The organism is Paenibacillus maysiensis (assembly GCF_000520815.1).
Classification (GTDB): domain Bacteria; phylum Bacillota; class Bacilli; order Paenibacillales; family Paenibacillaceae; genus Paenibacillus; species Paenibacillus maysiensis.
Genome location: NZ_ASRY01000313.1, coordinates 1 through 26354, shown reverse-complemented (window position 1 = coordinate 26354; position 26354 = coordinate 1). Strand labels below are relative to the sequence as shown.

Below are 26354 nucleotides of genomic sequence, written 5' to 3'. Positions count from 1 at the left end.
TACTCTCCCTTTTATGAATGGTAGAATTAGGGCAAATCTACTATTCGGGGGATACAAACGTGAAAAAATGGTCTTATATACTCAGTGGAGTGTTAATTGGTGCGGTTGTCGCTACGGCTGGTAATGCATTTGCAGATCAGATTAAATCTATGGTCGGACAGACGGTAGCAGGAGAGTACAACGTGAAGGTTAACGGTAATTCGCTGACTGAAAATGCTATTGTTGTAGATGGCAAAGCGCATGTTCCTTTACGTGCAGTGTCCGACTCACTAGGAGCTGGTGTTAAAGTGGATGGAAAAACAATTCAAATAGATACTCAATCTAGTAAAGAATCTTCTGTGGAATCAAAAAATACTTCTCAACAGGAATCCGAAAGTATCCAGATCTATACTCAAAATATAGAAGCCATGATAACCTCGACAAAGAGCGATAAATCCTTTTGGGAAGGGCTGTTGCGTGACGCAGAAGATAGTCAAGTAAAATACAACAAAAGAATAGATGAATTATCGAATTTGCCAGCAAGCAATGACCCGATCACTCAGGAAAATAGAAAAAAATCTTTAGCTCGTGCACAAGAGATGATAGAAGAAAATAGCAAAAAAATCGCTGAGTACAAAGAAAAAATTACCAAGTACGATAAAGATATCGCTAAGCTAGAAACCCGGCTTACGGATTCAAATAAATAATCACTAAGGACTCTCATATGGGGGTCCTTTTATTATGCCCAAAGGGGTGAAACTATGGCGGTCACTAAGCAATTACAGATTGGTAATGGTGGCGCAAACTATAACACGGCTGAGGGAGTATTAAAGAAGAAGATTGCACAGAACCAATCCAATATATCCAGTAACGCCGCGTACAAGCAGAACGAGACACAGCGAGCCTTACAGGTCATACAGAAACGGCAGGCCGCTGGTTTGGATACATCGGCACAACAAAAATACCTGACCACCAACCTCGGGTACAAGTCGCCGACAACCACGCAGGCACAGCCAACGGCAGCGCCATTTAAGCCAGTTAACACCACTAGCGCTAACACTCAACAAGGATCAGAGCTGATGGGGCTAATGAAACAGATAGCTACCAAACAGTCTACACCATTCAGCTATGACGTTAAGAGCGATCCAGAGTATCAGGCAGCTCTACAACGGGCGCAGGCCAACATTAAAACGGGCACCAATCAGACAATGGCTGAAATGAACCGTCGCGGAATTTTGAATAGTACCATTACTTCCGATCGTTCAGACGAAATTGCAGCCGATCAAATGGGACGCGTAGAAACGGAAGTCGTGCCAGCACTAGTCAGCCAAGCCTACCAACGCTATCAAAACCAGCAAGCGCAGGAGCAACAGCAACTGGCCAACATGGGAACACTGGCGCAGATGTACCAAGGTGAGGATCAGCGTGGATTCGGAAACCGCGTGACGGAAGCCCAAATGACGGGCAGTTGGACGCCAGAAGGTGCGCAACCAATCATTGATGAGATTATAGGACTAAAGCAACAAGGAGAAGTAAAAGGAATAACAGCCCAACAACGGGCACAGTTAAGCGCACGGGCTGATGGATTACGGGCGCAACTCCTTTCTCTAGGCGTTAACCCTAACGCATATGCAGCCAATGTAAATTCAACAGCGGCACGTGCTGTTAACCCGGGTATCCGCACTCTGCAAGCACAACAGCAGGATCTAGCAGCACAGGGTCAAGCATTTACGCAGAACCTACAAACAGCACAGTATAACCAAGGTGTACGTCAATATGATCAAAACTTTGCTTATCAAGTGGCGCGGGACGCTATTACAGACAAGCAATGGCAAGCTGTCTTTGACCGGGATGTTAGCCAGTTCGGCATGAATTATGCTCTACAGAGTTTGCAAGAGCGGAATAACACAGCCTACCGTCAAGCCACACTTGCGCTACAGTCGGACGATAACGCGCGGCAATGGGCTGATCTGGATTATAGACAAGCTAATCCAAGTGGTGCGTCTGGCGGCCTGACAGCTAACCAAGTTCTGCAAAGCATGCAAGGACTATACTCGGTTCCTATCTATGGTAAAAATGCAGACGGTGATAGCGTCAAAGAAGGTACGAAGATAACCACGGATGCAAGCAAACGTCAAGAGATGTTCCAGAATGTTGTCGATGCTGGCCTGAGTGACACTGAAACTCGGCAAATTCTTTCGTCTCTCGGTATGCAAAAAGCGGAAATTGATAAATTCAAGAAGCTATACTCGGGAAACTGACTAGCCCCACAGCTACGGCTAGTGGGGCAGCATTAAATAAAACTCTGAGTGGTGCTCTTAAAGGGTCTGGCGATGTATTTGTACAAGCTGGGAAAAAATACGGTATCGATCCGGCTTTATTAGCAGCCATAGCAGTACATGAAACAGGCAATGGCAGTAGTAAAGCCGTTAAAAATCGAAATAACGTTGGCGGCATGATGGGCAAGAATGGTCTTATGAACTTCAATAGTTTACAGGATGGCATTGATAAAATGGCGTCCAATTTGAAACGTAATTATATCGACAAGGGTCTTACCACCATTCCGCAGATTCAGCGAAAATATGCACCTGTTGGGGCAGGCAATGATCCTACTAACCTTAATAGCAATTGGGTAGGCGGCGTATCAAAATATTACAGTATGTTCAAGAGGTGATTATATGGCAAGCGAATTTGACGCAGTGCGAAATCGAAAAAAACAAGGAGCCGATGCCAGAGCCAGAGTGTTGGCCCGTGCAAGTAATCCCAATCTTGTTGGCGGTAATGCGGAAAGTGAATTCGCGGCTGTGCGAAATCGTACTGCCGATATTTCACCTCCCACTTTACTAGACAATGTGACAAATACCGTAAAAAACACCCTGAACAACCCGGCTGTGAGGGACTTTGCAAACAAAGGTTTGAACTACGCCGGGCAAGAAATGCAACGACAGGCAGCTAACCGAGAAAAGAACCGTCTCAAGCTACCGCCTGCGCTAATTATTGGTCCCGGTTATATAGAGAACAGTACCTTTGCACGTGCTGCTATGGGCGATCCTAAAGCCATTAAAACGTACAAACAGTATACAGGCGTAGATGTTAGTCCTACGTCTGAGTACGATCAGCGAATGCAAGAAATCAAAAATACTGTTGCCAAGAATCCATATCTCAAGCCGCTCCAGCCATTAGCTGAATGGGGTACTGGTATAATGTCAAACACAGATACGGGCAACTTCATAAACCGCGCTTTTGGTACTGGCGGTGGTATGGTTGTAGGTGATAAGCCGTATTACAACACCACAACAGGCAACGCCACAGCGGATAAAATAGCGGACTATGCAGGTAATGTAGGCGGTGTGTTCGGTTTAGCATTTAACCCTGCTGCTCCGGGTGTTAAGGGACAAAACTTGCTGACTGGACCGCTGGAAGCCGCTGAAGGCGTGCTCGCTACACGCGCCGGGAACGCCCTTACAAATACAATTAGCAGACAAGCCGCTAGAATCCCGGGAGTAAGTGCCGGGACAGCGGACCGCTTTACCCGTGGTGCTCTCAGTGGGGCCGCTGCTGGTGCTATTGGAAATACAGCTATTGGAATCAACCAAGATCAAACGTCCGGACAGGAAATGCTGCACAATGCAGGTTTAGGGGCGGCTTTTGGAGCAGGCGGCGATTTGCTCATAAGAGGCGCGGGAGCCGCAGGACGGGCAGCATTGGGTAGGGGAAGAGGTAATACAGCGACACAAAGCGCGGACACATTAGCTTTACCTCTTGGTCGTGGTGATCAACGCATGGCACAGGCCGGACAGCGTTCTAGTTTAGCGCGTGGGGACGATGCTATTGTAAACCCTACAGACTGGGCACCGGAACCGTTAGGACTTCCAGCAGGCCGTAATTCCACTTTTGTTGGTGAAGCACCTACCCCTTTGCAACGTGTGGGGGCGCGTCCGGGTGCAAGTCGCGAACCAGTTCAACGAGTGAATGAATCATCTATTAACCGCCAGCAAAACTTTAATATAAACGATCCTTCCGTACCTGAATTCATGAGAGTGCGGCAGGCAAGAATAGATGCAGCTAACGCAAAATTGAACGCCGTTAATGAACCTCCTATTAATCGTGTTTCCGATATTACAGAAGCACCGGGAGGTTCGCGACTTAATGAACGCCAAGCACAGATTATCAACCAAGACGGATCAGTAGAGCGTGGATTCGCCAGCACGTTACGACAGTCTGAGAAAACACCAGCTGAGTTTTCGGAACGTCTTGACTCCACATATCGACCTATTACAAACGCAGAAACAGTTCAGCAGGCTAACCGCCGACTGACTCAGGATGTAAACGAGGCAACTAATTATGTTCTGGGTGAATCTCGTTTCACTGCGGAAAAAGCAGCAACGGCTCAACGACTTATTGACCATTATAACCAGCAGAAAAATTATGAAATGGCAGTCAATGTTGCTAATAAAGTAGCAGAAGAAGCAACCAATGCCGGACAGTCCATCCAAGCCCTTTCCTTATTTGAACGATTAACTCCAGAAGGCGTGCTGGTGCGTGCTCAGAAGCTTGCTAACAGCGTTAATGAGAAGTTGCCTACCAAAGCGGAAAAAGTGAAAATAACGGATGATATGGCAGCGAAAATGACCGATCTAGCAGAGACTACGCAACGTATGACTGGTGTTAAGGGTTTGGCTAATGATGTGGTAGATATCTTGAAACGTGCTAAGGCTGGCGAAAAGCTGAATGATGTTGAATTGGATCAACTATCCCGTTTTATCAAGGAATCCAAACAGTTCGTAAAAGAATCCAGTCGAAAGGTTAAACCAACACCACCACGTAGACCACCAGCTATGAAAGATAAGCGTGTGCGCGATAATGTAGTTAAGTTTCTGGATGCACAGGAAGCAGCAGCACGGGAACGGCTGCGTGCACGCGGCATTCAAATTAGTTCATTGCCTTTGGATGTATGGGCTGATCAGGCTATTGTCGGAGCTGCAAAGATGGCTAAAAATGTAGTTAAGTTTTCGGAATGGTCAGAAGAAATGGTAAAAGAGTTTGGCGAAGGGATTCGCCCAGCACTAGAGGGATTATATGCACGCTCTAAGGAAGCTTTTGAACTATCTGCTAAGAAGGTGAGCCAGAATACCATTAGCCAAGCTGAGAAACTAACGGAAAAGGTTATACGTGAGAAAAACTTAACTGATAATGAGGCTGAATCTTTGTTGGTGCTGGCTCGTAAAGTATCTGGTTTATCTGGAGATGCGAAACGTATTGCATCTCAGGATTTACAAGTAATTTTACAATCCTTGGACAAACCGGGTTTTTGGAAAAAAGTAAGTTCTGCTCAGACAATGGCGCAGTTACTTAATCCTAAAACACAAGTAAGAAACGTTTTGGGTAACGAATTGTTCTATCGTGTGGAGCGCTTAAATAAAATTCTAGCTACACCTATTGACATGTTGCGTTCTAAAATTACTGGAAAAGAGAGGTATGTGACATTCCGAACCCATAACCAAGGTCAGTTTTGGAAAAGCTGGATGGAAGGCGCGAAGGCTGGTTGGAAAGGTATTAATATAAACGGTTTGCAGACGCAATACGATCTGAACGGACAAGCTTTTAAAGGAAAGTACAATCCTTTAACGTATCTCGAAAAGACCCTTGGAGCATCCTTGCGTGGCTTTGACAATGCCGCATATATGAGAGCATATAATGACACTTTGGGAGAAATGGCCACGTTAGAAGCTATCAACAAAGGCATTAAGCCAACACGTGAATATGTGCAAGACTATATTAACCGTGCCGACCAAAATATATTGGAGATAGCCGACCAGTACGGAAAATACGTAACGTTCCAAGACAAAAATGCAATATCTCGTACTTTGTCAGGAGCAAAGAAAGCACTAAACTTTAACAAAGATTTTGGTATTGGAGACCTGGTTATTAAATATCCTAACACTCCTGGGGCACTCCTTATGAGAGCATTGGAATATAGTCCTGCTGGTTTTATGCGTAGTGCTAATATACTGATGAAAGGGTTACGTTATGGTGAGTCTAATCCAAGAGAGATGATGTTATCCTTGTCACGTGCAATCGTAGGTACATTTGGAATGACGGGAATGGGATATTTCTTGATGGACAAAGGTATTATTACAGGTGAAGCTAGCAAAGATAAAGATATCAGAGCATTACAACAATCTGCGGGTCAAGGACAATATCAAGTTAATCTTTCCGCATTGCGTCGCTTTGTGGAATCTGGATTTAACTCTGATGTGAAGCTAGAAGAGGGTGACCTTTTGTATACCTATGACTGGATGCAGCCTGTATCCATCGCTATATCTATGGGAGCAAATATTAACAAGAATGTGAAAGATGAGAAAGAGGCAGACGAAGGCCCAGTTCTCGGAACGCTAGCAGCTGGATACAATAGCTTTGCTGGTGGTATAAATACGCTGCAACAACAATCAGTCTTGAAAGGCCTTGCTAACGCTGCATCAGGTTATGCTGGTCAAACAGCTACTGACAAAATCGTTGACGTGCTTTCTGATATTCCGTCGTCGTTTATTCCTACTATATTAAATCAGATTAAGCAGACGCAGGATAACAGCAAACGAGAAACATATTCTCCTAATAAGTTAGAACAGTCAATTAATAAAGCTCAGGCGAAGATACCTGGATTGGCAGAAATGTTGCCTAAGAAATATGACACTTTAGGCCAAGAGCAAAGGAATTATCAAGATCCAAGCTTGACTAACATATTCCTAAATCCCGGGTTCCCGTCTCGTTATAAACTATCTCCCGAAGCTCAGGAAGTGGTTAACCTGATCACTGAAACAGAAGACGAAACATTGGCTCCACGTGTACCGGGTAAAACACTTAAGGGTAACAAGCTTACAGGCGAGCAGTTTAGTCGCTTATCTCAGGTTCAGGGTGAAGAGACAGCACGTAGAATTAGGAATCTTAGTGGAACAACTGAGCAAAAGGCAAAGCAAATGGAAAAGTCGCTTAAAAAAGCTAGCGAAAATGCGCGTAAGCAGATTATGCAAGAATTCAATTTATCTGCTAAATAACCGTTTACAATATGGCAACTGGTGGTAATGATTACTAACTACACACCTTATTAAGGACCCCGGATTATCTGGCGGTCCTTTTCTTTATGGAGGTCATTATGGAGTATATAGAGCTGGATGATGATAGCCGAGAGTGTGCGGTATCTCCAGAGTTTTTGAATATGGTTTTATGGTTACTCGGACCGACAGCACGAGACAAGTTTTTATACCCGGCGGTGGACAGAGATGTACGACTTTATAGTGAGCGCGGCAGAACAGATCATCAAGAATGGGCTTTCGCTGTCAACGGCGGCCGGAATAATATTTTTGATCTTGAAGCAAAAGAAAGTGAAAAGACTGCTTCGGAAGTGGCTTCCTTGGCTACTGACGGAGGAGCAAGATATACGAATTATGCGGATGGAATCCAAGATAGATATAATAATGCAGGAGGTGGGGATTGAATGGGATGCGAACACGCCAAACGAAGATTTGCCAAACTTTCTGAGGGGGCCAAGACGGCCCTTTTTATTATTCTGGGCGACGTCTACCTATGCCCAAGATGCCGACAAATCCAACAACTGGAGGGACAACGAGATGGCGAAAAAAATAATCGTAATTGATGCAGGACATGGAGCAAAGGACCCGGGAGCAGTTGGGCCTGCTGGCAAGAAGGAAAAGGATTTTAACCTTACTATGGCGATTAAGGTTGAGGCTTTTCTAAAGGACAATCCGGAACTTAAGGTGATCCTTACGCGCGGTACAGACGTGTTTTTGGAGCTTAAAGAGCGCGTATCCATCGCTAACAAAGCTGGAGCAGATGCCTTTGTATCCATCCATGCCAACAGTAGCAGCAACCCGGACGCAACAGGCACAGAGACGTACTATATGCGTCCTACCAGCAAGAACCTTGCCAACACCATACACAAACATATGGTAGCAGCTACAGGGCTTAGAGATCGCGGTGTGGCTTATGGTAACTTCCAGGTAATTCGATCTACCACAATGGATGCAGTTCTGGTTGAAGTCGGCTTTATTAGCAACGCGGTGGAAGAAGCAACGCTCTTTGACAACGACTTTCAAAACAATGTTGCTCTAGCCATTGCAAAAGGCTTGTGCGCTCACGTAGGCGTACCGTTTACGGGACCCGATACAAAGCCTACACCAGCACCAGTTACACCTAAACCAGCCGAGACAGCGCCATACCCGACAATGGAGGTCATTGTAGGTGGTCAGGACTTTACAGGATTCAGCATTAACAATACAACCTTTGTACCATCCAGACCAATCGGTGAGATGCTTGGCGGTAAGATCGGATATACAGGCGGCAAGGTTACTATCAACGGCGCTGCGGTAGAAACAGTCAACATCAACGGCATCGGTCATGTGCCAGTGCGCGCACTTACAGCAGCACTTGGAGCACGCATTTTCTGGGACAAGAAAAATCCTAAACGGGTAGATATTTTCCCTAAATTATAATTAAAGGAGCGATATACAATGAAGGAACAATTAATAGAAGCAGCTCAACCGTACGTGGTAACCATCGTAACTGCACTGATTGGTCTATTGGCTACGATTGCTACAAGTGCTCTTAAAAAGGCACAGCAGAAGGCTACTGAATACTATGTATCCAATACGTCTGTTAAAGACCGGGAGTTTTTACACAAAGTTGGCGTTGAGGCGGTTGCTTATGCTGAATCCGTGTTCAAGGACTTCGAAGGAGATAAGAAACTACAGGAAGCCATTGACTATGTGATTGGCAGATTGCGTGTAATGGGCTTGAATGTAACTGAACAGGAGATACGGGCCGTGATCGAAAAGGCTGTGCAAGATTACAATGCAAATACGAAAAAGTCTGCTTGAGCCCTTCGGGGCTCTTTTTTTGTTATAGGGACAATCCCCCGGCACATATGATGTGCTGAGGTGATGCACACATGCATGTAAAGTTTATAACGTCTGATTCTACTGACAAGCTGCGATCCGCCTGTTATGATTATCTCTATCAGAAATATGGGGGTGTGCAGCGTGATCGGAATTTATCCACGAGTATCAACAGACGAACAAGCACGCACGGGATTTTCGATAGACTTTCAGATCAGAGAAGGGAAGAAGAAAGCCGGGACAGATGACGTTAAAATATATCCGGATGAAGGGTATTCAGGAGAATTTCTGGAACGTCCTGGCCTAACACAGCTTAGAAAAGATGTAAAAGCGGGTATTATTACAAAAGTCATTTGTTTGGACCCGGATCGGTTAGCCCGTAAACTCATGCTTCAACTTATCATAACAGATGAATTTGAACGAAATGGTGCAGAACTTATTTTCATTAATGGTGATTATGCCAAGACACCAGAAGGTCAATTATTCTACTCTATGCGCGGTGCTGTCGCTGAATTTGAGAAAGCAAAGATAAATGAGCGCATGAGTCGTGGTCGAAAAGAGAAAGCCGACCAAGGAAAAGTGGTCAAAAACAATTTTACGTATGGATATGAATTTGACAAGGAAAACGATGCACTCCTTATAAACGAGGATGAAGCTCGCGTAGTCCAACTTATTTTCAACCTATTCACCCAACCTAACGAGATTGCGGAAGGTATAAACGGTATAGCTGTATATCTTACAGGCGAGAAAATACCGACAAAGCGTGGCGCAAAGGTATGGCATAAACAGGTAGTTCGGCAGATACTTATGAATGAAACTTATACAGGGAAATTTGCCCAAAATAAATGGGATACGCAAGGTATGCTAGGAAATAAACATAAGCCTAAAGGCGAGAAAGTACCTATAAAAATGCGTCCGAAAGAAGAATGGATTTATGTTGATTGCCCGCAGATAATAACAGAGTTTCAATTCGAGCAAGCGCAAAAGCTTCTGGGAGAGGCACGTCGCCGCTTTGCCAAGAATGGATTTCGTAAGTATCTACTATCTGGTCTGGTCCGTTGTGGAGTATGTGAGAATACTATGACAGGAAGAAGAAGTAAGAATTGGGGGAAATACGTATTAGATTATGTCGACGTAAAGAACACATCTGGAGCAAAGAATAAAGGGTGCGGCATGAAGATTTCCTGTGAAACCTTAGATACTATCGTTTGGGAAAGAGTACACGCATGGTTGTCCCAACCGGAAGAAATTGCAGCAGCCAGTCTAGAAGCTACTCAAGATTCGTTTTCTGATCAAGAACTAGAACGGATTGAAAAGGACATGGAGAAGACAAAGGCAGCTCGTAAACGTCTTATAAAGTTGTTCTCTTCTGATATCGGGATGGGTGAAGAGGAAATAAGAGAGGAACTTAAGGAACTCGCAGAACGTGAAGAGGTTTTAAAGCAACGTCATGCTGATTTGACTGCTGAGGCGGATAATGTACAGAATTTTGAAAGCAGTCGTAATCTGCTCAAGGAAACTTTGGAATACTACCTGACCCTTAATCCTGATGAGCTTACGTTTGAGGATAAGCAAAATTTAATCCGTCGAGTAGTTAGAGAAGTAAGGGTAACTAAAGATGAAGTGAACATCATCACCTTTTAGCACCTCTATTGTAATTGAGATCTCGTTTTCAATACACCGGGCCGCAAACGTTGCCAATTTGGTGCCTTTCCCGGTCTGAAAGCTTTCAATGGCTTTGATCAGTCCGATGGTGCCGATGGATATAAGGTCCTCCAAATCTTCACCGGTGTTATCAAACTTTTTCACAATATGAGCCACTAGTCGGAGGTTGTGTTCAATTAGTGTGTTGCGGGATTGCGCGTTGCCTTCGGCAAACAGCTTCAGGTGTCGGGCTTCCTCTTTCTCAGTCAATGGCTGCGGAAAGGCGTTGTTTTTCACGTAAGAGACGAGTAGCGTCAATTCCTTGATGAACAGAGCGATAGCGCCAAATAGTCCGGGCACGGATGACACCTCCTGAGGTAGTTGCGAACTTACCGGTTTATGGTACCTTACCGGGCTTGTGATCTGTTTATTGTATGTGGGCAGGTGCCCATCCGTGCCTGTACTCCGAAAACTGCTCCGTAACAATTTATGGGAATAGAAAGTAAGGGCATCTTTATTTGGAATGATCATCGTAGGAGATGAAATAGTAGTGACTCGGCAAGGAACGGATGTACATGTTGAAAGGGTAACTTGCAATACATAGCTCGAAACGACAAGAACTCCATCAGCATTTTTCTGGTGGATATTTTTACATTAAAATATCAAAATTTTCACACACCTCCACATTTTAAATCGTATTCTATAGACAAATAACAGAATATGGAGGTGTGCAATGATAAGAGGGCTTATTGTTTTTTTTGCTGGATGCCATTGCAGTCGGGCATTCTTCGGTTTGTACGATGACTCTATGAGAAAATTTGATTATACTTAAATGACTTAAGTTGTGAAAAGCAATGGACATGAGGTGGAAGCAGATGATTTTGGTAAGTTCGTGTTTGGCAGGGATGAAGGTCCGGTATAACGGGACGGATAGCTTGGACGTACATATTCAGAAGTTGGTAGAGGAAAAGAAGGCTGTAACCATCTGTCCTGAACTGTTGGGGGGCTTTATGACGCCGAGACCGCCTGCTGAAATTGTGGGCGGGACGGGGGAGGATGTACTGAACGGTACAGCCAAGGTGGTTGAGTCCTCGGGCAACGATGTCAGTGAGATGTACATTAAAGGTGCATACGAAGCTTTGAACATAGCTAAGGAGATTAACGCTACGCTTATTGTTTTAAAAGAAAACAGTCCATCCTGCGGATCAGCCGCCATCTATAACGGGTCATTTGAAAACCGGAAAATAGCGGGTAATGGCGTGACCTCGGCTTTGCTGAAAAGGGAAGGCTTCAAGGTGATATCGGAGGAACTAATATCGGAAATTTTCCTGCATGAGGATATGTAGTGGGTTCGGAGCATGAAAGTAGGATAAAATACAGATTTTGAACTCTCACAGTGCTCATGAAAGAAAGACTCATGGTGTCAGAAGAAAATAAAGTATTAGACTGTCGTGGCCTCATTAAGCTAACGGGCAGGATAGCGTAACATTTTGGTTGTAGTTATAATGTTTAATAGGGACATTTAATGGCTCCAATTCATCAGGAGTTACCAATGACCTGTGTCGAAATATTCGAAAAGGGGCAAGTTGTGTGAAAAAGACTGAAAAAATTTACAACACTGCAGTTGAGGCAACTTTAGAGGTAATTGGTGGGAAATGGAAACCTGTTATTCTCTTTCATTTGACATTCGGTAAGAAACGTAATAATGAATTTAAGAGCTTGATTCCCGCAATTACTCAAAAGATGTTAACGCAGCACCTTCGGGAGCTTGAAGAAGAGGGCGTCATCTTACGTATTTCCTATAATCAGGTACCACCTAGAGTTGAGTATGAGTTGACAGACTACGGCTGGAGTCTAAAGGAACTCCTACATCTGATGTGCCGTTGGGGGGATTCGCATATAGAGAGAAAGTACGAGGGAAAGGCTACTGTTCTGGCTAATCCAATGCTTACAGACGTAAATAACAGTTAAGAAACCGACCCAATACAAGGTCGGCTTTCTTATTTTATACGGTAGTTTACGGGATGACTTTACGCTTGCGGAAGTCGTTGAAGATGTTCATAAACATTGCTTCGGTATCGACGAATTCGTGAAAGCCTAAACGACGAGCCTTAGTTCCGTCGGCAAAAAAATCGTAATCCCATGCAAACACGAAATCGCCAAATAGCCAAGAGGATACGTCTTTATAGGAATTCCGAGCAAGCCCATGCTTCTCAACCATTTTGTTCCAAAGCTGCTCCTTGTCCTCCATGACAACGTCCAGAGACATCTGCAACGGAGGTGCTGTTTCCATACCAAAGTATTGAGCGATCTTCGGCCATAACTCATTCCAACGGAACAGATCGCCGTTCGTAATGTTGAATGCCTGATTCGCACAGCGCTCGTCGGTCGCCGCCCATACTGTTGCCTTTGCGAGAAGCCCAGCGTCTGTCATCTCCAAGAGGCTGTTGTAAGCTCCCGACTTACCTGGAAACCGCAAAGGTATTCCAAGTTCCTTCGAAATTGAAGCGTAAATCGCTATGACCATTGCGAGGTTCATCGGATTTCCAAGCGAGAAGCCGCAGACTACAGAAGGACGGAGTGCAGACCAAGTCCAAGCCTTACCTTTTTGCCGTTGTTCTAAGAAATCTTGCTGATCAATATTGAACTCAGGAGGCATGTGGTTAGCGTCTGTCTCACGAGCAGGAGTTTTGAACGGGCCGAGATGTGCGCCGTATACCTTGTATCCCTGCATCAGACTGACATGTTTCAAGCCCGACGCGATTGGTTCGATCACTTCTACGATGTTCACTAACATGGCGAGGTTCGGTGGAACAAGTTCAGCCCAAGTTTGACGGTCTTGGTAAGCAGCATAAAAAATGTGTGTTACCCCAGTTAAATCGCTTAACTTCTCGTGAAGATCGTCTATATTGAGTAGATCCGCAGCCACATATCGAACATGGTTGCTAGATTCTCCACCGCGACGCGATACGCCGATCACGTCCCAATCAGGAAGAGAGATGAGGTGATCAATGAGGTTGCGACCGATAACACCATTAGCACCTACGACCAAGGCGACTTTGCGTGTTGTTGTAGATTCATTATTCATAGTGTTTCAGCTCCTTCTGTACTATTCTTTGTACAACATTATCTTGCATCAACTAACCATACATAGGAAGTACGCACTTTAAAGTGACATAAGCACTTTAAAGTAATCGAGGTATATTCAGATGAAAAGAAGTCAGTCAACTCTCTCTTTGCTTTCTTAATCATTATGGTAGATGGGTATACTCGGCGCTAGCTTTCAAAGGTAGTTTAATTAACAGGAAACGATAGTTAAAAATAAAGGGTTCTACATATTAGTCATGCATAATATGTAGAACCCTTTATTTTATTTGATTTCCTTAAGTTTAGGTCTTGATAATTTTCAGTCCACTACTTTATTTTCTTTGGACTCATGGTAAAATCAAGCGCCTTGGTAGCTTACAGGTTTACACCTGCGAGCTGCCAAGGCGCTTGTTTGTGATGTGTGCCTATACGCTAGATATACGTCACATTATTTAAGCTTCAAAGCAAGAATCCCCAGATACTCCTTGAGGGCTGTTCCAGTAGTAGCCATGGCTCCGGCAGAAGGGGAGAGCTTGGCGGCATATAGTGAAAGATTTTCACTTGCCAGATAGTCTGTCGGATAAGGTACAGCCAACATGCCTGCACGCTGAAATTCCAACGCCGCACGTGGCATATGGAAGGCAGAGGTTACCAAAATGGGTTTGGTGAGCTGATGCTGCTTCAAAATTTGGGACGTATACACGGCATTTTGCTGCGTGTTCAGGGAACGGTTTTCGATCAGAATATCTTTTGCGGGAATACCGAGTCCCAGGAGCTGTCTTTGGGCAATATTCGCTTCGTTGCCACTGTCGCCAAATACCTGTCCACCGGAAAACAGAATAGGTAAGCCCGTTGCTTCGTGCAACCGTACCGCAGTGAGTAGCCGATTGGCCGCTGAACCCAGCAGATTACCTTGTCCGTTGATATCAGGTGTTCCCTCTGTAGCTCCGCCGCCAAGCACAACGATAACATCGCCTTGCACGGCATGAGGCTGCGGGTACTGTTTTTCCAGACTGCTGATCAGCAAATCACCGACCCAATTGGTGGAGGAGCCATACAGCAGTAGTGTGACAATGAGTAGAATGAAAGCAGGTTTACGCGCACGCCTCCACAGCCAGATCACAAGCCCAACCATCACGAGGATAAATAAACCGGGAGGCAGCACGAAGCTGTATAAAAATTTGATGATATAAATCAAGTGCAGACATCCTCCTATCCTTCAATCTCTATTTTTCTTTTTGGTTTGGTATATTGTAACATAGGCAAATGACCGGATTCCTCTGTCTGGAGTTGTGCTTTCCAATCCATATTTTTTGTTTGATAAAGTTGTACCATAGGCGTAATATATAAAGTCTAGTGATTTTTTTCATAGAGGAGCGAAAGCAGCATGGGAGAGTTAACGACAGCCAAGCGGATCATGATGATCGCGCTGCTGGTTGTATTATGGGGCATATCTTGGCCCATCTATAAAGTAGCGTTGCAGTTTACACCTCCACTTTTGTTTGCGGGGTTGCGTACGTTGCTCGGAGGTCTGCTGTTAGGAGCGATTTTAGTACCGAGATGGAATCGTATCCGTTGGAAAGAAAATTGGCGTGTCTACGCCATTTCGGGTGTTTTTAACGTGGTACTGTTTTACGGTCTGCAAACAGTGGGACTGATGTACGTACCGTCCGGCCTGTTTTCAGTGCTGGTCTATCTCCAGCCTGTACTGGTCGGGATTTTTGCATGGATGTGGCTGGGTGAAGCGATGTCCGGACTTAAGGTGACAGGTTTGGTCATCGGATTTTTGGGCGTTGCAGCTGTCAGTGTCGGAGGATTTTCGGGACATGTGGCTGTGGCAGGTGTAGTGATCGCTATTATTACAGCCGTGAGCTGGGCATTGGGTACAGTATATGTGAAAAAGGTAAACCAGCGCGTGGATTCGCTGTGGCTGGTCGCATTTCAATGCACACTGGGAGGCATCGTGCTGACAGGAGCCGGAACAGTGACGGAAAGCTGGTCAGACATCGTATGGAATGTTCCTTATGTGTCAGGGCTGGTGTTCGGCATTGTGCTGGGTATTTCGCTCTCATGGCTGCTGTATTTTACACTGGTTAACTCAGGGGATGCGAGTAAGGTTGCGTCTTATACGTTTTTGGTGCCTGTGATTTCGGTGTTTGTCAGCTCTTTGGTGCTGCGCGAAGCGATTACGGCTTTCCTGCTAATCGGTCTGATCTTAATCGGGCTTAGCATTTATTTGGTGAATCGCAGAGCGAGAGTAGTACAGCAAGCTTGAAAATAGAATATGGTACAAGCAAGGACTCTGCGCAGGTAGCAGGGTCCTTTTTTAGAGGATTTTAACATCTGTCCCATACTTTTTATCTTCCACCTGATGATATTATGGCTCCCCCAAAACCTTATTCTACAAGGATTTTCGGGGAGTTAGTTGCTATGAAGTGCCATTATTTATTATCTAAAATTGTTGTACATTTTGAACTCGTCTACAGTCTGTCTACAAAAACGGACAGGATATTTGATCGAAAATATTATACATGCCTTGATAAAGCTTCAATGAACTCTTTATCGTTATTGCTGACCATGGTTGTATTCAAATCCTCAGGCATACTTCAGCCCTCGACCAACGCTTTATAGATAAAAAATTTGTTATTTAGCTTAGCAATAACCTGATCCACTGAATCCTCATTTTTAATGCGATAAATTTCTGTGTCCACGGGAAGTTTGGTAGACATCAGGTTCTTAAAAGTTATACCATCCGCATAGTTACTTTTGATTCTTCCTAGTAAGTCTCCCAATTGATTTTGCCCATGCTCTATTTCCTCATGTTTAATATAGACACGCCTATCAAGAAGAAAGAATCTGCATCCGGGTTATCCCGAATAGTTTCAATTGCTAAAGTGTCGGTGGTACTCATAGCCTTATCATTAGGTGGATTTTGATCACCACACCCCATCATAATAGCTAGTAATAGAATCATAATTATAAGTCTCATGATGATTCCTCCTAATTATTTTCCATTTATGTCAATAATATTGAATACATAAGATATATTGGATATATTATCAAAAAACTAGGGGGGTTACTATGAAAAATTTCAAAAAATTTTTTACTCCTTTGTTATGCGCCACGCTTTTTCTATCTTTGAGTACATATGTCCACGCAAATGAGACAGAAAATTGGCGCTATTATTCTAAAAATATGAGCTATAAATGGGCGGCGGATAGTTTAACCTCTGTTGTTAAAAACGGTTGGTCTAATGCAGTTAACTCTTGGAATGGAAAAGGAGTAAATATTTATTACTATAAATGAGCAAATTCGCTTCCAATAAACTGTAAAATTAAAAAGAATAGAGACAAAGCGATCTCCTTGTCGTAAAAAATGGTAAAGCAGTCATGAACGATGGGCAGACCGTTCGTCTGATTGACGGTAATGGTTCTGTAAAAGAAACATGGAATATGGGGAAGCTTTCCGGTCGATTGAAGGACAGCTTTGCAGTGGAAGGCATGGGCGAGGGATTTATTCTTGCCAGATCGAATGATGAGGGCTTTTTAATATTATTTAATCTTAAAACCCACCAGTCATTGTTGGTGTATGAGTTGCTTCAATTAGCTCCTGAGCAACTGAACGGATTCAGGGAAGATGGTATTAAGTTTATCGGTCAGAACAAAAATGACGGTGAACTGCGCTTCGAGCTACATGATAGTGAAGGACAGCCTCAAACGTTCAATTATGCTTTGTAAGTGGGTTTCGGGCGTCGATCAGACGCCTGACATCACACAATACTTCACAAATATCCGAATTGTTCACCCCCCTGTACACTCCTTTGTTCATGAAGCATGCAAGGCTTCACTTTTCATTTTGAATACGCTTACATAAAATAAAGGCATACAACGGCGGTGCTGTAAACCATGCTGTCGGTAACGTATACAGAGGGGAGTGACTCACATTGAATCAGCCTGTGCCTAAGAGTTCCGCTATGCTCACGACAGATTCCCGTCTGAACGGGAGGAGGCTGGCAAGCGGCAGGAAAAAAGGATTTTTCCATGAACTGATCCGCAATCGGATATTATTTCTCATGTTGCTGCCGACCTTGATCTTTTTCTTCATTAACTCTTACATTCCTATGGTGGGTATCTATTATGCATTTACCCAGTTTGACTTCAATACCAGCTTGTTCGATGCCAAGTTCGTCGGACTCCAGAATTTTCAGTTTTTATGGCAATCCGGCACGCTGACCAAACTGACATTGAATACGATCGGATACAACGCAGCATTTATTTTACTCGGCAACGTGCTGGCGATTGTGTGCGCGATTTTGCTGAATGAGCTGCGTGGCCGTTATTTTAAAAAGGTAGCTCAATCTGTGATGTTCCTGCCTTATTTTGTTTCTTTCGTTATTCTAAGCGTCATCGTGTACAACATATTTAATTATGACAACGGTTTTCTAAACACGCTGCTGCTGCAATTTGGCGGTGAACGCGTGGATGTATACAACAAGCCGTGGGTATGGATTTTCCTGATTATCCTGTTCTACCTGTGGAAAAATCTCGGCTACAGTATGGTGATTTATCTGGCGGCCATTACAGGCATTAGCGACGAGTATTATGAGGCAGCGAAAATGGACGGGGCCAACATTTTTCAGCGGATCTGGTACATTACCGTGCCTATGCTCAAATCGACGTTTGTCGTGCTGCTGCTGTTCGCGCTCGGCAGTATTATGAAGGGACAGTTCGACCTGTTCTATCAATTAATCGGCAATAATGGGGTGCTGTACAATACAACGGATATTTTGGACACTTACGTGTACCGTTCGCTGAAAGTAACCTTTGATGTGGGCATGGCTTCGGCAGCAGGCGTGTACCAGTCCTTGTTCGGCTTCGTGCTGATCATGACCGTGAACTACATCATTCGCAGGTTGAACGACGAATATGCCTTGTTCTAGAAAGGAGGACCCAAACGGATGGCGATCAAAGAGGATGTCTATACCCGAATTTTTCGGATTATTTCTTATGCGGTAATCGTTATTGCTTCTATTGCTTGTTTACTGCCTTTTCTACTTATTATTTCGGCATCATTGACCAGTAATGAGTCGATTATCAGAGATGGCTATCATTTTATTCCACAGGAATTTTCGCTGGAAGGATACCGGACGGTGTTCACCTTTCCTGAAGAGGTGCTGAGGGCGTACGGGGTGACCATTTTTACAACCGTAGTAGGTACGACGTTGGGTCTGTTCCTGATGACGATGGCGGGATATGTGCTGGCGCGTAAAGATTTTAAATACCGGAACGCATTCTCATTCTATATTTACTTTACCACGTTGTTCGGGGGCGGGTTAGTACCCTGGTACATTATGCTGACGAAGTATTTGGGATTGCTAGATACGTATACGGTGCTTATTTTCCCGGGATTAATGACTCCGTTTCTGATCATTTTGATGAAAAACTTCATTCGTTCCTCCATGCCGGAAGAACTGTTCGAGTCCGCTAAAATTGACGGTGCAGGTGATTTTAAAATCTACTATCGGATTGTGCTGCCTCTATCTACTCCGGGCATCGCCACTGTAGGGCTGTTTTTGGCCCTGGCATATTGGAACGACTGGTTCTCATCTTCACTCTTTATTAATGATCCACATAAATATCAGTTGCAATATTATTTGTATAATGTAATCAACTCGATGCAGTTTATCGCTCAAATGGGGGCAGGTACTGGCGTATCACTATCCAACGACATGCCGACCGAGTCGACCAAAATGGCAATGGCTATTGTGGTTACCGGGCCCATTTTACTGCTGTATCCATTCGTTCAGCGTTATTTTGTCAAGGGCTTGACCATTGGTGCTGTAAAAGGCTAAAGTGGACACTCATTGGTTTAAAGAAGGCATGACGTGCTGACGTTGTGCCATTCTTGACAACATACATTGTAAGCGTTTTATTAAACCCAGCAACCACTTCAAAAGGAGGATTCACATGACATTTACAAAGAAAAGAAAGCAACGCATGTCCATCCTGATTGCAGTTATGGTTATCATGGCGTTATTAGCCGGATGTGGAGGCGGTAGCGGAAACAGTGCACAAAAGGCAAGCGGAGAGGACGATAAAACCCAAAAGGTACAACTGCAATTTTATATGCTGGGTGATGCTCCGAAGGATTTACCTGCTATTGAGACTGAAATCAATAAATTGGCGGAAAAAGATTTGAATGCCACCGTCAAATTTAACTATACGACGTGGACGGACTGGGATCAGAAGTATAAGCTGCTGTTGTCTTCCGGCCAGCCGATTGACCTGATCTTTACCGCAGACTGGACGCAGTATCAGGCGTATGCCAAGAAAGGCGCATTCTTGCCACTTGATGATCTGCTGCCGAAGGCGGCACCTGCCTTGCAAAAATTTGTGCCTCAGGAGATGTGGGATGGCGTTAAAATCGGAGGCAAAATCTACACCGTGCCTGGCACATACAAGGAATACGTTACAAACGGATTTGTATGGCGCGAGGATTTACGTGAGAAATACAACTTGCCTAAGCCTACTGATATGAAGAGCTACGAGGCTTATTTGGATGGCATTCGTCAGCATGAGACTAGCATGAAACCCATCTCCCTGAACAGTGATATCAAAGGGAACCTGCATGACCGTTATTCCGAATTGGTGACGAAGAGCGTGGGTGCACTGCCTTACGGCATTGGTATTAAATATGAGAAACCGACAGAGGTTTATAAATATTGGGGTTCAGATGAGCAAAAAGAAGAGCTGAGCACCTACAAACGCTGGGCCGACAAAGGATTTATCCCTAAAAACGTATTGAACGTAAAGGATACGCTTCAGGATCAGGTAACTTCCGGTAAAGCAGCGAGTATTTTCGGTGACAATCCGACCCGTTTTAATGACATGGTGATTAAGCTCAAAGCGTCTCACCCGGACTGGAAGCTGGATTACTATCCGTTCCCGCTGACGACGGGATTTGCAACTCCAGTGCATCCGATTCATAACGGCTTTGCGATTCCCAAAAGCAGTCCTAACCCTGCACGCGCATTAGCCTTTTATGAAAAGCTTGTCACGGACAAACGCTATAACCTGCTCACGCAATACGGTATTGAGGGCAAAAACTATGAAGTCAAAGACGGTTACTATCAAATGATCGGTAGCGGCAGTTCCAACGGATTCTCACGGGAAGGCATGAATAGCTGGGCATGGCGTAACCCGGAATACATGCTGTTTGATTCAGGCTTTGACCGTGTGAAGAAGATTTTCGCAGAGCTGGATAAAATCCAAAAGCCTGACCTGTTTACCGGCTTTGCCGAGGATTACACGACCTATCAGGCTGAAAAAGCCGCTCTGGAGCAAGTAGAAAAGCAATATCTCTATCCGCTCCAGGCTGGACTGATCGACAACGTAGATCAAGGTCTGGAGACCTTCTTGCAGAAGGCGAACCAGGCTGGCCTGGAGAAAATCCAAACCGAATATACAAAACAATGGGAAGCCTACGTCAAGGAGAAGGGCATCAAGTAATTGGGCAAGGCAAAGAGATTTTAACAGTTGGATAAAAAGAAAAAGCAAGTCTCCAGGAAGTTGGAGGCTTGTTTTTTAATGTCAGTCTATTTTTAATGGCATTAACGAAGACGGTGGTGATGGGAAGTGTTTGTCTTTGAGAAGTGGAGTAAACCGCTGAAAGTAGCGGAGAGGACGGAACGATTGCGTACAAGCGTTAGCGGTCGCCTTTGTCTCCGAATTTATACCGCTAAGGGAAAATTCAAAAAATCCGGAGACAACAGCGATGGGAGCAACGTTCCGTCCTCGGAGTGATCGCATAAGGCATCTAACTATCGCCCTACTTACTGCGCATTTGCTTTAGAACGGCGAAAATCTGTCGGCGTCACGCCCAAGCTACGCTTGAACATACGGTGAAAATAAGAGCTGCTCGCAAATCCGGTTTGTTCTGCCACGTCAGCTACCGACCAGTCGGTTTGCTCCAGCAGCTCGCAGGCTTTGCGAATGCGTAGCTGTTGAATGACATCTACGATGGTAGACATGGTTTGTTGCTTGTATAGCCTACTGACATAAATCGGCGACATATCCAGCTCTTCAGCGATCTGGTTGAGGCAAAAATCCGAATCAGCATAGGCTTGCTCTATTCGCTCATTAATTTGCCGTACCAGCCGCTCTTGTTTCGTGTTTCGTTTTTCCAATAGGCTGGAACGGACATGATCAAAGAGCAATTGATATTGTTCGATAAGCTCCTGGGCCGTCTCCAACTGATCCGTGGATGGCAATTCAGGTATAGATTCGGGAGCAAATCCATTACGTTCACTCATATGCTGAATGGCATGATTCACACTCATCATCAGCCGAGATATGGCTACCTGCACGATGGAAAACGAATATTTCTCCATATGCATCAGCAAGTCCTTGAACATGCCATGAGCTTCCTCCGTATGACCAGATAACAGCGTGTCTAGCAATTTTTTCTCCTTATCCGACGGATATACGTAAGCATTTTGAGTATTTGCGTCAATGGTGTTCTGCGCATCAATAATACAGCCGTGCCCTTGAAAAAATCGGTGCATGGACGATTCCTGTACCTGACGATACAACAGATGTAGTCGTTCCGGCTGGCTTGCGATGGCGCTATAGGTCAGAGATATACTCAGCTTCAAGTATTCAAGGCAAGCTTCGCGTATCTGGCGCAATAAGGTTTCCAGCAGTACGGTATCTGTATGCTCCGCAGGATCAAGAATGTTGAGCATCAATAGGATGCTGTCTTCGTCGATATCAACGGCTTCCACCTGGTACGTCTGCCCGCATATTTCAGAAGCGATATTCATCATAGCGAACTTATAGGGCAACAGGTCAGGACCGCGTTCACTTTGCCACCGAGCATATTCATCTATTCGTAGCAGCACCAGTCGATAGTCTTTATCGAACTGGAATGTAATTCCAAGCTCACGCAACCGCTCCGGTTCCTCTCCAGCAGGAAGCAAATGGACTCCTCGAATAATATTCCGTAAAATGTTTTGCCGGATCGTATACATGCTGTTTCGTTTTTCTGATTCGAGTGAATTCATATGGACAACAATCTGCCCAATGGGGGTATACAGCATTCTGGACAGTAGCCAGGAAGCCACAAACCCTGCCAATGCAATGACAACGGCAATCAGCAGCATCGCATTACGAATAACACTCGCCATTTTAATAACGCTTTCATATGGGGTGACACTAATATACTGCCAACCCAGTCCGTCCTGGGAGGTATAAGAAATGAGTGATCTTTTACCGTGAAAATTTTCTACAAAATATCCTGTTTCCTGTTTTTTGACTCGGGTATGCAGCCATAGCTGTTCTTTTTCGTTCAAAGATTCGTCTGCCAGTGTCGCGCCGGATAAAAGTCTACCTTGATCGTCCAAAATATAAGCCGCTCCGCCTGATGCCGGATTCGTGGCCATTTCCTTGTTCATCCAGGTCGCAGATACATTGACGATCACAGCCGAATTCATCGCTTCGTTCGAGTTGATTGCGTCGTAGCATAAATACGTATAGGCGGCAATGTCTGTGCTGGCTTGATCTGCTCCGGCAACGGAGTCAGACGCAGACAGCAGCGGATAGGTGCGTGGAATAGGTGTAAATGGCTTATAATCCTGATAATGGTCCAGCACGCGTATAATATCCGTGTCAGCCAGTTCACTTTTGCTGTATAACCCGTTTTGCCCCCGTAAGGATGAAATGTAGAAGGTGTCGCTTTTCGGATTATACACATAGATGGATTCAATGTACGGCATAGAATTGAGATAATTGTTCAGCTCAGACATGGAAGCGGTTACATCATATACATTGGGTTTGGTATAATACAACAACTTGGACAGGGTGCTGCTGCGGTACATTTGGAAGGCCAACGATTGGGCAATGGATGTCATGTTAATGACCTCTCTGCTTCTCAGTGCCAGGCTACTGTGATTAGCTTCGAATGCCTGCTCCTTCTCCACCCGAATATAATAAAAATAATACACCGTGGTAGATACCAGCAACGTCAGCGTAATACATAACGTGATACTGATCAGCAATTTGCTGTGAAGCTTGTGATGCTTTTTGAAATTGCTCATGTGGGCAGGTCTCCTGTCTATGTGCATATAGCCAAAATAAACCCTAATTATGTATTCATTATACGTGCCTTCCTGTGAACAGGACAGTGAACAAACCAATTTTTTATGAAAAATAATGACTTTCTCGTAAAAAGGCCAGGAACCTGACACGCAAAATCGCTTGCGTCGATTCCCAGCCTGGGGATTACATAAAGCTTGTCCCAAGTGGACAGCATCGGTTGTATGCAGCTATTTGTACCTGACGGGGTTCAAGCTGTAGGGAGATATCTACAATCAGTCAGGGAACTGCACATTACCTTTCACGATATAGGCTCCGCCTGAGCCCTCTTCGGGCAAAGCCGGGATTGTATCGTTCAGCACAACCCCGCGAATGTCCGTAATTCGGATTTTTAGAGGCTGTTTTCCTAAATTAGTCCCCAAAAAGTGGTTGTAGTCCTGTTTTTCAAGATTGATCCATTGACCGTTTTGTTGGACCTCCAGCTTCAAAACGGGATATTTATGATTGCGTACCTGAATGGCTGCCCAATATTGACTGCTGCCTTCTTTAATGCGGTAGGAGACGTTGCCAGTAACTGGAGCCTTGACGACTTTCCATGAGATATTGATTGTTCCATCAATTTGGTTGCCAATTTGGTTAAAGGCATTCGGGGACAGGTCGAGCGCACCACTTGGAGCTTCAGGATAAATATCGGTTACGTAGACGGTTGTTTTGCCTTTGGGGCCTTGTACTTCCAGATATGCTCCTGCCAATGCGGCTTTGATCCCGTTATAATTCAGTTGTGTAGGGTTAAGAGCCGTAATTTTGGCATCGGAAGGGATGGGATCAAGTAGTAATGCTCCTCCTGAGTAGCCAGATCCGGTATAGGTGGCGTACCCTGTGTATGTATCATTCCAAGCAGCTGAAGCGGGGAGAGCGAACAAAACAAGACTTAGCAATGATGCCAGCCCAACCGTTTTGAACTTGCGAAACGAAGAACTCTTTTTCATAATTATTTCCTCCTTGTTCATTTAATAGATTCATATATTAAATATAAACACTATATTACATAATATTTCAAATAATACAATAGGCTTTTGAGGCAAGAAGAAAATTTTGTAAATATTTTTCAACATGCTTCTAGACCTTATTGCGTGTTTTTATGGGAATGATTGAACTGTGCTTTTTTTCGCAGACGTTTGCTCGGTCAGATGGTAGGATCAGGAAGATGGAGCTTAATATCAGAGAGCAGGGATGATTGGAGAACGAAAAGCACAAGGGAGGGGTTTACGCATGGGAACGAACGTCTTTTATGCACCGCCAGTAAACTTGATGGGGATTGGATGTCTTGGGGATCTGGGACCGATGCTGCAAGAGAAAGGATTTATGAAAGCGCTTATCGTGACAGATAAATGGCTGCGTCGAAATGGGATTACCGACCGGGTTGTTGCTGTTTTGGAGCAGCATGAAGTTCCATATATCGTGTATGACGGAGTACAGCCTAACCCTACCTGTGACAATGTTCACGAAGGGGTCAAGGTATTTCAGGATAACGAATGTGATGTTCTCATCTCGGTAGGCGGTGGGTCGCCTCAGGATGCTGCCAAAGCTATTGGCATCATTGTCACCAATGGAGGACATATTTCAGAATATGAAGGTGTTCACAAATCCAAACGACCGTCCGTTCCAATTGTGGCGGTGAATACAACGGCGGGAACTTCCAGTGAGGTCACCATAAACTATGTCATTACAGATGAGAAGCGTAAGGTTAAAATGGTCATGGTTGATAAAAATAGTCTGGCTTGCATCTCCGTAAATGACCCCGAATTAATGGTGGGTAAGCCGGCTGAATTAACTGCTGCAACAGGTATGGATGCGCTTACTCATGCGATTGAGGCACTGGTTACACCAGGTGCTTATCCGGTGACAGATGCCACTGCCTTGGCCGCTGTCGAGCTGATATTCCGTTATTTGCCAGAAGCTGTGGAGAACGGTCAAAATATCGAAGCAAGAGAAAAGCTTGTATATGCTGTTTTTCTGGGAGGGCTGGCCTTCAACAATGCGGGGTTGGGATATGTACATGCGATGGCACATCAGCTTGGCGGTGTGTATAACCTTCCGCATGGGGTATGTAATGCAATGCTGTTGCCCTATGTGCAGGAGGCCAATGCGCAGCATGTTCCCCGTAAATTCAGACCGATCGCTCAAGCGATCGGATTCTCGGTCAGAGGGCGAACTGACGAGGAGTGCGCTGAATTTGTCGTGGATGCCATCCGCGGACTGGCGCAGGAGGTTGGAATCCCGAAACGCTTATCTGAGCTGGGGGTAACGGACCCGGATCTTAATCTGTTAGCCGACAATGCGATGAAAGATGCGTGTGCGCCTGGTAATCCGTTTCAGCCGACCAAAGAAGAAGTTATCGCGCTGTTCCAAAAAATACTGTAAGGCGAATTTTTAACCGGGACTTTTGAACGATATCCTTTAAATATAATAAGCGAACTATTGTTCTCTTTTTGTTTGTCGTATACAATCGAATCATGCTGATTCAAATAGAGTGATGTCGAACTCTGTTGTATGCTGCAACGAAAGGATGTTATGCATCATGATGGGAAGAGCCCATTTGATTATTGGAACCGGGGTCTCCCTGTCGGTATTAGCCTTG

General features: G+C 44.7%; 22 protein-coding genes and 1 pseudogene. 17 read left to right on the top strand and 6 right to left on the bottom strand.

All coding sequences use genetic code 11. The features are described 5' to 3' along the window. The first annotated feature begins 59 nt into the window (after positions 1 to 59). The 8 genes from L696_RS0124590 to L696_RS0124550 all read left to right on the top strand — a co-directional run bounded on the left by L696_RS0124590 (position 60) and on the right by L696_RS0124550 (position 10535). The gene (locus tag L696_RS0124590; RefSeq protein ID WP_025685991.1) at positions 60 to 686 is read left to right on the top strand and encodes a stalk domain-containing protein; all 627 of its coding nucleotides are present in this window, start codon (positions 60 to 62) and stop codon (positions 684 to 686) included. A 54-nt stretch (positions 687 to 740) separates the two neighbouring features. Further along, on the top strand, positions 741 to 2240 hold the full coding sequence (locus L696_RS0124585) for a hypothetical protein (protein ID WP_025685990.1): 1500 nt from the start codon (positions 741 to 743) through the stop codon (positions 2238 to 2240). Then, a complete protein-coding gene (locus L696_RS32200; RefSeq protein ID WP_081750790.1) occupies positions 2213 to 2653 on the top strand; it encodes a glucosaminidase domain-containing protein in 441 nt (146 codons plus the stop codon). Before L696_RS0124585 ends, L696_RS32200 begins: the two co-directional genes overlap by 28 nt. A 4-nt stretch (positions 2654 to 2657) precedes the next feature. Beyond that, the gene (locus tag L696_RS0124575; RefSeq protein ID WP_025685988.1) at positions 2658 to 7034 is read left to right on the top strand and encodes a hypothetical protein; all 4377 of its coding nucleotides are present in this window, start codon (positions 2658 to 2660) and stop codon (positions 7032 to 7034) included. Positions 7035 to 7132: 98 nt separating this feature from the next. Then, positions 7133 to 7474, top strand: coding sequence for a hypothetical protein (locus L696_RS32195; protein WP_025685987.1), 342 nt, complete (start codon positions 7133 to 7135; stop codon positions 7472 to 7474). A 133-nt stretch (positions 7475 to 7607) separates the two neighbouring features. Then, a complete protein-coding gene (locus tag L696_RS0124560; protein ID WP_025685986.1) occupies positions 7608 to 8489 on the top strand; it encodes an N-acetylmuramoyl-L-alanine amidase in 882 nt (293 codons plus the stop codon). An 18-nt stretch (positions 8490 to 8507) separates the two neighbouring features. Beyond that, positions 8508 to 8873: a phage holin, LLH family gene (locus tag L696_RS0124555; RefSeq protein ID WP_025685985.1), complete on the top strand. Its 366-nt coding sequence runs from the start codon at positions 8508 to 8510 to the stop codon at positions 8871 to 8873. Between the two features lie 162 nt (positions 8874 to 9035). Further along, positions 9036 to 10535, top strand: coding sequence for a recombinase family protein (locus tag L696_RS0124550; RefSeq protein WP_025685984.1), 1500 nt, complete (start codon positions 9036 to 9038; stop codon positions 10533 to 10535). On the opposite strand, the pseudogene L696_RS0124545 reads toward L696_RS0124550, so the two are convergent. Further along, a pseudogene (locus tag L696_RS0124545) lies at positions 10530 to 10895 on the bottom strand (sigma-70 family RNA polymerase sigma factor); the annotation flags it as partial. The gene L696_RS0124550 and the pseudogene L696_RS0124545 sit on opposite strands and share 6 nt — an antisense overlap. A gap of 515 nt (positions 10896 to 11410) precedes the next feature. Here L696_RS0124545 and L696_RS0124540 point away from each other — a divergent pair. Both L696_RS0124540 and L696_RS0124535 read left to right on the top strand, forming a co-directional pair. After that, complete coding sequence (locus tag L696_RS0124540) at positions 11411 to 11881, top strand: 2-thiouracil desulfurase family protein (RefSeq protein WP_025685982.1); 471 nt, start codon at positions 11411 to 11413, stop codon at positions 11879 to 11881. 244 nt (positions 11882 to 12125) lie between these two features. Continuing rightward, complete coding sequence (locus tag L696_RS0124535; protein WP_025685981.1) at positions 12126 to 12506, top strand: winged helix-turn-helix transcriptional regulator; 381 nt, start codon at positions 12126 to 12128, stop codon at positions 12504 to 12506. A gap of 46 nt (positions 12507 to 12552) precedes the next feature. On the opposite strand, the gene L696_RS0124530 is transcribed toward L696_RS0124535, so the two are convergent. Both L696_RS0124530 and L696_RS0124525 read right to left on the bottom strand, forming a co-directional pair. Continuing rightward, positions 12553 to 13623, bottom strand: coding sequence for an SDR family oxidoreductase (locus L696_RS0124530; RefSeq protein ID WP_025685980.1), 1071 nt, complete (start codon positions 13621 to 13623; stop codon positions 12553 to 12555). A 447-nt stretch (positions 13624 to 14070) separates the two neighbouring features. Beyond that, the gene (locus tag L696_RS0124525; RefSeq protein WP_025685979.1) at positions 14071 to 14820 is read right to left on the bottom strand and encodes a YdcF family protein; all 750 of its coding nucleotides are present in this window, start codon (positions 14818 to 14820) and stop codon (positions 14071 to 14073) included. A gap of 189 nt (positions 14821 to 15009) precedes the next feature. On the opposite strand from L696_RS0124525, the gene L696_RS0124520 reads away from it, so the two are divergent. Beyond that, a complete protein-coding gene (locus L696_RS0124520; protein WP_025685978.1) occupies positions 15010 to 15897 on the top strand; it encodes a DMT family transporter in 888 nt (295 codons plus the stop codon). A gap of 534 nt (positions 15898 to 16431) precedes the next feature. Here L696_RS0124520 and L696_RS0124510 read toward each other — a convergent pair. Continuing rightward, on the bottom strand, positions 16432 to 16611 hold the full coding sequence (locus tag L696_RS0124510) for a hypothetical protein (protein ID WP_025685976.1): 180 nt from the start codon (positions 16609 to 16611) through the stop codon (positions 16432 to 16434). A 92-nt stretch (positions 16612 to 16703) separates the two neighbouring features. Between L696_RS0124510 and L696_RS0124505 the strand changes: the two genes are divergently transcribed. The 5 genes from L696_RS0124505 (at position 16704) to L696_RS0124485 (ending at position 21130) form a co-directional block, all read left to right on the top strand. Next, positions 16704 to 16928: a hypothetical protein gene (locus L696_RS0124505; RefSeq protein WP_025685975.1), complete on the top strand. Its 225-nt coding sequence runs from the start codon at positions 16704 to 16706 to the stop codon at positions 16926 to 16928. 83 nt (positions 16929 to 17011) lie between these two features. Further along, positions 17012 to 17359 (top strand): hypothetical protein, encoded by a 348-nt coding sequence (locus tag L696_RS0124500; protein WP_025685974.1) that lies wholly within the window; start codon positions 17012 to 17014, stop codon positions 17357 to 17359. A 206-nt stretch (positions 17360 to 17565) separates the two neighbouring features. Continuing rightward, a complete protein-coding gene (locus tag L696_RS0124495; RefSeq protein WP_025685973.1) occupies positions 17566 to 18561 on the top strand; it encodes an ABC transporter permease in 996 nt (331 codons plus the stop codon). A gap of 18 nt (positions 18562 to 18579) precedes the next feature. Then, positions 18580 to 19473, top strand: a complete 894-nt coding sequence (locus L696_RS0124490; RefSeq protein ID WP_025685972.1) for a carbohydrate ABC transporter permease — start codon at positions 18580 to 18582, stop codon at positions 19471 to 19473. A gap of 115 nt (positions 19474 to 19588) precedes the next feature. Further along, the gene (locus tag L696_RS0124485) at positions 19589 to 21130 is read left to right on the top strand and encodes an extracellular solute-binding protein (RefSeq protein ID WP_025685971.1); all 1542 of its coding nucleotides are present in this window, start codon (positions 19589 to 19591) and stop codon (positions 21128 to 21130) included. A gap of 323 nt (positions 21131 to 21453) precedes the next feature. On the opposite strand, the gene L696_RS0124480 is transcribed toward L696_RS0124485, so the two are convergent. Continuing rightward, a complete protein-coding gene (locus tag L696_RS0124480) occupies positions 21454 to 23715 on the bottom strand; it encodes an AraC family transcriptional regulator (protein ID WP_025685970.1) in 2262 nt (753 codons plus the stop codon). Between the two features lie 273 nt (positions 23716 to 23988). Next, positions 23989 to 24702, bottom strand: coding sequence for an expansin ExlX (exlX, locus tag L696_RS0124475; protein WP_025685969.1), 714 nt, complete (start codon positions 24700 to 24702; stop codon positions 23989 to 23991). Between the two features lie 283 nt (positions 24703 to 24985). On the opposite strand from exlX, the gene L696_RS0124470 reads away from it, so the two are divergent. Continuing rightward, positions 24986 to 26137 (top strand): iron-containing alcohol dehydrogenase, encoded by a 1152-nt coding sequence (locus L696_RS0124470; protein WP_025685968.1) that lies wholly within the window; start codon positions 24986 to 24988, stop codon positions 26135 to 26137. Positions 26138 to 26354 lie beyond the last annotated feature (217 nt).